General features: G+C 45.2%; 8 protein-coding genes. 2 read left to right on the forward strand and 6 right to left on the reverse strand.

Annotated elements, in window-relative coordinates; translation table 11 throughout:
• Window positions 1-184: 184 nt before the first annotated feature.
• Both PHU01S_RS25260 and PHU01S_RS25265 read right to left on the reverse strand, forming a co-directional pair.
• On the reverse strand, window positions 185-658 hold the full coding sequence (locus PHU01S_RS25260; RefSeq protein WP_023556420.1) for a hypothetical protein: 474 nt from the start codon (window positions 656-658) through the stop codon (window positions 185-187).
• A gap of 715 nt (window positions 659-1373) precedes the next feature.
• A complete protein-coding gene (locus PHU01S_RS25265) occupies window positions 1374-1577 on the reverse strand; it encodes a hypothetical protein (protein WP_054943627.1) in 204 nt (67 codons plus the stop codon).
• Window positions 1578-1814: 237 nt separating this feature from the next.
• Between PHU01S_RS25265 and PHU01S_RS26060 the strand changes: the two genes are divergently transcribed.
• Complete coding sequence (locus PHU01S_RS26060) at window positions 1815-1988, forward strand: hypothetical protein (RefSeq protein ID WP_153784608.1); 174 nt, start codon at window positions 1815-1817, stop codon at window positions 1986-1988.
• Window positions 1989-2162: 174 nt separating this feature from the next.
• Here PHU01S_RS26060 and spoVAE read toward each other — a convergent pair whose 3' ends face one another.
• The 4 genes from spoVAE to PHU01S_RS25285 are packed head-to-tail and all read right to left on the reverse strand — an operon-like array spanning window position 2163 to window position 4915.
• Entirely contained in the window at window positions 2163-2513 is a 351-nt protein-coding gene (gene spoVAE / locus PHU01S_RS25270; RefSeq protein ID WP_127510462.1) for a stage V sporulation protein AE, read from the reverse strand.
• The gene (gene spoVAD, locus PHU01S_RS25275) at window positions 2510-3529 is read right to left on the reverse strand and encodes a stage V sporulation protein AD (RefSeq protein WP_127510464.1); all 1020 of its coding nucleotides are present in this window, start codon (window positions 3527-3529) and stop codon (window positions 2510-2512) included. The genes spoVAE and spoVAD overlap by 4 nt, the downstream gene beginning before the upstream one ends.
• Before the next feature lies 1 nt (window position 3530).
• Entirely contained in the window at window positions 3531-4010 is a 480-nt protein-coding gene (gene spoVAC, locus PHU01S_RS25280; protein WP_005832062.1) for a stage V sporulation protein AC, read from the reverse strand.
• Window positions 4011-4054: 44 nt separating this feature from the next.
• Entirely contained in the window at window positions 4055-4915 is an 861-nt protein-coding gene (locus PHU01S_RS25285; protein WP_107338593.1) for a DUF421 domain-containing protein, read from the reverse strand.
• A 210-nt stretch (window positions 4916-5125) separates the two neighbouring features.
• Between PHU01S_RS25285 and PHU01S_RS25290 the strand changes: the two genes are divergently transcribed.
• A complete protein-coding gene (locus PHU01S_RS25290; RefSeq protein WP_007781230.1) occupies window positions 5126-5332 on the forward strand; it encodes a DUF1657 domain-containing protein in 207 nt (68 codons plus the stop codon).
• Window positions 5333-5796 lie beyond the last annotated feature (464 nt).

The raw sequence follows: 5796 nt of genomic DNA on the forward strand, positions 1-5796 counted from the left end.
CCAAACCACCATTGCCGCGTAAACAGTACGTGAGTGCGCCAAATGTCAGTCATGTTGCGGTGTGCTTCAACAATCAATTGATAGGCTTGTTCGATTGCATGATGAATCTGATTTTCGTCCACTGATATGCCACCCCTTTCCGTTATCCGCTTACCGATCATTTTTCATCCGATATGTGCCTGTTTTATATACGCGAGTTTCCATACAGTATATTCGACGTTACAAATACGCCGACCGGCGGCAGCGAAGTTGAAGGCGGTTGCGGTGGGATATAGCCGCTATACCCCGCCAAGCTTATATCAGTTGTCGCTACCCAGGTTCCATATTCGCCCGCCTGTAAAGAAGAGGGTAGCATCCGCAGACGTCCGGTGAGAACCAAATGCCGAAGTTGAATCTTGACATCGTCATAGATGGTTAATTGGCCGGAGTAGGCGGCGTAGGGGGAATGAAACATGATCTGCTGCGTGCTTTCATTCCAACTTCCTTCAATCGGAATCGGCGTTCCGCGAAATTGGATGGTGCCTTGAATTTGCTGGTCCTGCAAAACACGCATCACTAGTTTGCCCCACACAACCGGTCTTCCGGCGACAGATGCATGAACTCCCCATATGGAAAAGGGAGGTAAACTCTTTGTACTTGTTTGAGCCGCAACGGACATGATTCATCACTCCTCAAAGTTAGATCACGTCATTATATGCGTCCTCGGAAAAAATGCCAGTCACTGGGCAAGAATTCTTTGCAGATAACCGAACATGATCAAGTAAAAGAAGATGGACTTTCTCTTATACTGGTTGTTTCTTAATGCAGACAGGTTTCGAACAAAATTGTTTCAACCCATCCCAGTTGCCCCAGATGCAATTTTTACATCGATTTGGTTGTCTTGGGGCAGAGGTAGTCCAGTTTTTAATGCTTGTACTGAATGTTGGTAACATGCAGGCATCCGCCTTTCCAAATTTATGCAAACAGCATTTAAGTTGTCCAGAAACGAATCATCCTATGCAGTTATCCGCATCGTGAAAGTCCGCTTGGATTTGATCCCATCTACCCTTGTCCCCTGCATACAAATATCAAAGGCCGGAGCAACCCATTTTGGGCAACAGCCGGCCATTTGGTCCTATTTCGCAGGCATTCTACCGATGGCTCGAATCGCAAACATTTTTCACACACCGATTCTCCCAGTTGTTGCAGAAGTCCTCATATACTTGCTCTACGCCACAGTCGGATAGCATGTGCCTGGCCAAAAAGTCATACCAGAACTGGTCGAAAGACAAGGGCATCCGGGTTCCATATTGGGAACGAAGGGTTACATAGCGGTCCCAGATTTTGATTCGGAATGCTGCCAATTCATCACATCGCTCCATGTCGGTTCGCCTTTAAGCGACGCTGGTGTCGCTGGATATTTCTGACGTTTTCGCTTTTTCTTCGGAGAGCTTTTGAAATTGTTTCGCCCTTTCCAGATGAAAGGTACGTAATTGTTCGTGATACTGAGCCATTTTCATGTGCCAATCGTACATTTGCCTGACATAAGCGGCCTGGTCATGCGTATACATGGGCATTACCTGTTTGATAAACTGCATTTGAAAACATTCCTCCTTGGGTTAGGTAAAGTTGAACTTACAGCATTAGTCTATGGCAGGCGCATAGAAGCGACAACGGCATCCGCCCGGTTTCCGGTCATTTTATCGGGTTGGTTGTCTATATACAGGCGGAAACACAGCCTTTTGGGGACCTGACTCCTATGATGCATAAAGTATATGAAAATCGGAATAATATCAGTTGCATATTCTGAAAATGGCGAATGAAAAGGAGAAATTATGGAAAAAAGCGAACTTAAATCACAATTTAAACAGCGAATCAAAACGACAAGTAACAAATCTCCAATAATCTTGGATGGAAAGGCAAGTGAAAATGTTCCAACCGAGCCGAGTTTAATGGAGCGAACCAAAGAAGTGATGGAGAATATAGGAACCGAAATAAATAGCGTCTGACAGTATATGGCTTTTATAGCTTGGTCAACGTAACCTTTGAGATTATCGATGGGGACATTCCGTACAGATTGGAACAAGTAAATGTTTCTCATAATCAAAACCGGCCGGTTAGGGATCGCCCTGACCGACCGTTACAGTGTATTTTAGCCAACGAAATTCGGATTGGGCCCCGTATTATCCTTTGGGTTTTACAAACAATGCAGCGAGAAACGAAAAAATAATCGCAGCAGATATTCCGGCACTGGTCACTTCGAAAATTCCGGTGATGATCCCAATCCAGCCATTGTTCTCTAGTTCTTGAAGCGCACCATGGACAAGCGCGTTACCAAAGCTTGTAATCGGGACCGATGCTCCTGCCCCGGCAAATTCAATCAGCGGATCATACCATCCAATTCCGTCGACAATCGCACCCAATACAACAAGCAGGGTCATGGTGTGGGCCGGTGTAAGTTTCAAGACATCAAAACAAAATTGTCCGAAAACACAGATTGCACCTCCCACCAAAAAAGCCCAAAGAAAAATCATAATATCTCCCTCCCTGCCTCTATGGATACGGCATGAGCGATACAAGGAATGCTTTCCCCTTGTTGAAATGAAATCGGGGATAGCAGCGCCCCCGTAGCGACAACGAGGATTCGTTTCAGTTCACCTCTTCGCATCCGATTTAGCAAATGTCCATAGGTAACAACTGCCGAACAACCGCAGCCGCTTGCTCCGGCCTGAACCATTTGGGTTTCATAATCGTAAATCATCATCCCGCAATCGGAATATTCGGTTTGTTCGATGGGAAAGTTATGTTTCTTAAACAATTTACAGGCGATTTCATATCCGACTTTCGCAAGATCGCCGGTAACGATCAAATCGTAATAACCCGGTTCAATTCCCAAATCTCGAACATGCGCCTCAATGGTATCTACCGCTGCAGGAGCCATCGCTGCGCCCATATTAAACGGATCTTTAATGCCCATATCGATAACCCGGCCAATGGTGGCAGATGTAACAACCGGTCCGTCACCTTCCATGGATACGATGGCAGCACCGGCCCCGGTTACCGTATATTGGGCGGTTGGCGGTTTTTGCGAACCGTACTCGGTCGGATATCGGAACTGTTTCTCCGCACTGGAATCATGGCTGCATGTCCCCGCCAACACAAATTTCGCCGAACCGGAATTTACAAGGTTAGCTGCTAATGCCAGACTTTCCATCGAGGTTGAGCAAGCACCAAACACACCGATGTAAGGGATCGATAATGTTCGCGCGGCAAAACTGCTGCTAATGATTTGATTCATCAAATCCCCGCCTATGTAAAACTGTACTTGTTCTTTTGTCAACCCCGCATTTTCAATAGCCAGTTTTGCCGCTTCTTCAATCAATACCTTTTCTGCTTTCTCCCAGCTCTTTTGTCCCATCATGGATTCTCCATGGACAATGTCAAAATCTTTGGCCAGCGGGCCTCTTCCTTCAAATGGACCCACTACCGTTGCTGTTGATCGGATGAACGGCTTGTTCTCAAATAGCCAACTCTGGTGTCCCTTTAACATATTAAGAGCCTCCCCCGCCTTTGATCAGCAAATGTACAATTCCTACCGCAAAGGCGGCGACTGTACCAAATACAATAACCGGTCCAGCCAGTTTAAACATTTTACCGCCAACACCGAGCACCATACCTTCACTCTGATGTTCAATCGCAGCGGATGCCATCGAATTCGCAAATCCCGTCACAGGCACTGCGGAACCCGCACCAGCCCATTGGGCAAACTTATCGTACACCCCCATGCTGGTCAGAATGACAGAAAGGAGGATCATAACCGCCACGGTAGGGTCTCCAGCTTTTTTCTCATCAAAGCCGCCCCAATGCACAAACATTTCCTGGATGGCTTGTCCAACCAAACAAATGGCCCCGCCAGCTATAAACGCACGAATGAAGTTTTTGAGTATGGGCCTCGGAGGTTCGACGCTTTGCGCCAATTCTTTATATTCCTGTTGTACCCGCGTTAAATTTTTCTTTATATTATTTGCCATGAACATCCTCCTCGAATTTCAGCTGACGTATAATTGGCGAATTGTTAACGAATCAGCAATGGTTTCACTTCATCAATAATCTTTTCTAACGCTTTTGAACATTGCTCGTACATCTGCTTTGTATTTTGTTCTTTGGTAGATAAGCCAAACATTTCGAGATCCGCTTCACACTTTTTCAATGTTGCAAGCAACGCGGCTTTTTTCTGGGGTTTCGGTACTTTGATCTGATCATCAAATAAATCAACGTATAGCTGGCCATAGGAATCCACCTGTCCAAGAAATACGTTATCAATCGAAACACCTAATTTCTCCAGTTCCGTATCCAGCCATTGCCTGTTTAGACCTATCGTGGCAAGTGGTTCGTCCATTATTTTTCCATCCATAATGACCGATTGAGGTTCTTGTTCTGGCCCGACATTTATTCCCAGGTGTTTAGGCGTTAACGGTTGATTTTCCTTGGTTAAAAGAACGCTAACGTCACCGCTTGACTCCATGATGGCGAATTCAACATCGGCAGCTTTGAACACATTCTTTATTCGAAGCTGTTCCATAAGTTCATCCGTGGTAATCCTTTCTTTTTTTAGGTTATCCTCCATGATCTTGCCGTCCTTAATGAGCACTGTTGCTTTGCCGTCGAATAGGTCTCTTGCCGTTTTGCTTTTCAGCTGTAAAAATTCAATCCCTAAAGAAACAACGGTCCAAACCGTCATCGAAACCAAGCCCAGATACCAATTGGACTCCAGATCCAACGAAACGTAAGCTGCAAGGCTGCCGATCGTGATTCCGGTGATATACTCAAACAATGAAAGCTGTGATACCTGTCGTTTACCCAATATCTTCGTTAGGACAAAAAGAACCCCCATAGCCAATAACGTTCGCAAAGCGATTTCTACCCAATCCGGCATAATATCACCATTCCTTTCCAATCACATTAATCGACAAAAGTTAATATGTCCCTATTCCATTATTTTCATGCATTTCCATTTGAAAATTTTTCTAACGTATGCTTTTGTTGCGAGACGGAAATATTAATTTCGGTATGGGGAGAATGTAAGCATCTATTCCTATTACCCGTGAAACATTATCCTATCCTAAGGTAAAGGAGGTGACATTCCGTGACAGTTGCTTCTCAAGTGAAAACGTGCGTAGCATCTTTAAAAAGTGCTCAGGCGAGTCTGGAACAATTTGCTTTGGAAACACAAAATCAAGAAGCAAAATCGCTCTTTACGAATGCGGCCCAACAAACCCAACAAATCGTGCAGCAAGTAGAAAGCCGCGTACAACAGTTGGAAAATGAAGAACCTCAATATAAGGGGTTTTAAGAAAAACAGACAAACCATGAATATTGAGGACATGGCTTGTCTGTTTTCATCGGTGAACAGATTAGAAAAGAGATCAAACCCTACTCAACTTGTAGGGTTTGATCTCTTTTCGCCACTATTCTTTTGTTTAGACAGCTAACCTTGGATAAACCTAAACACTGCCGCCCCCATCGCGACTGCTAAAGTTGACAGTATCCAAGTTCCCCCTCGGCCCAACGCACGCCCATGGCTACGGCCGCCATTGGAGTTGCCGAAATCATAGATTGTTGTATTCGATGGTCAGGAAGCTTTTACTGGAGGCATCAATATCGGGGATGAATATACCGGATTAAAGTCGAATGTCGGCTTTTGGCGCGACACCCATATTCGAATAGTGGGTTAACCTGCAAACGAACTGCAAGCAGTCTTCGACGCCCATTGGAATATCGCGCCTTACTTTGTGCCAGATGCAGACATTATTATGG

The sequence above is a fragment of the Paenibacillus humicus NBRC 102415 genome (assembly GCF_004000905.1).
Taxonomy (GTDB): domain Bacteria; phylum Bacillota; class Bacilli; order Paenibacillales; family Paenibacillaceae; genus Paenibacillus_O; species Paenibacillus_O humicus.

What these genes read in the sequence shown, in the direction of transcription:
- PHU01S_RS25260 (WP_023556420.1), bottom strand. Translation starts at nt 658, where the DNA reads ATGTCCGTTGCGGCTCAAACAAGTACAAAGAGTTTACCTCCCTTTTCC.
- PHU01S_RS25265 (WP_054943627.1), bottom strand. Translation starts at nt 1,577, where the DNA reads ATGCAGTTTATCAAACAGGTAATGCCCATGTATACGCATGACCAGGCC.
- PHU01S_RS26060 (WP_153784608.1), top strand. Translation starts at nt 1,815, where the DNA reads ATGGAAAAAAGCGAACTTAAATCACAATTTAAACAGCGAATCAAAACG.
- spoVAE (WP_127510462.1), bottom strand. Translation starts at nt 2,513, where the DNA reads ATGATTTTTCTTTGGGCTTTTTTGGTGGGAGGTGCAATCTGTGTTTTC.
- spoVAD (WP_127510464.1), bottom strand. Translation starts at nt 3,529, where the DNA reads ATGTTAAAGGGACACCAGAGTTGGCTATTTGAGAACAAGCCGTTCATC.
- spoVAC (WP_005832062.1), bottom strand. Translation starts at nt 4,010, where the DNA reads ATGGCAAATAATATAAAGAAAAATTTAACGCGGGTACAACAGGAATAT.
- PHU01S_RS25285 (WP_107338593.1), bottom strand. Translation starts at nt 4,915, where the DNA reads ATGCCGGATTGGGTAGAAATCGCTTTGCGAACGTTATTGGCTATGGGG.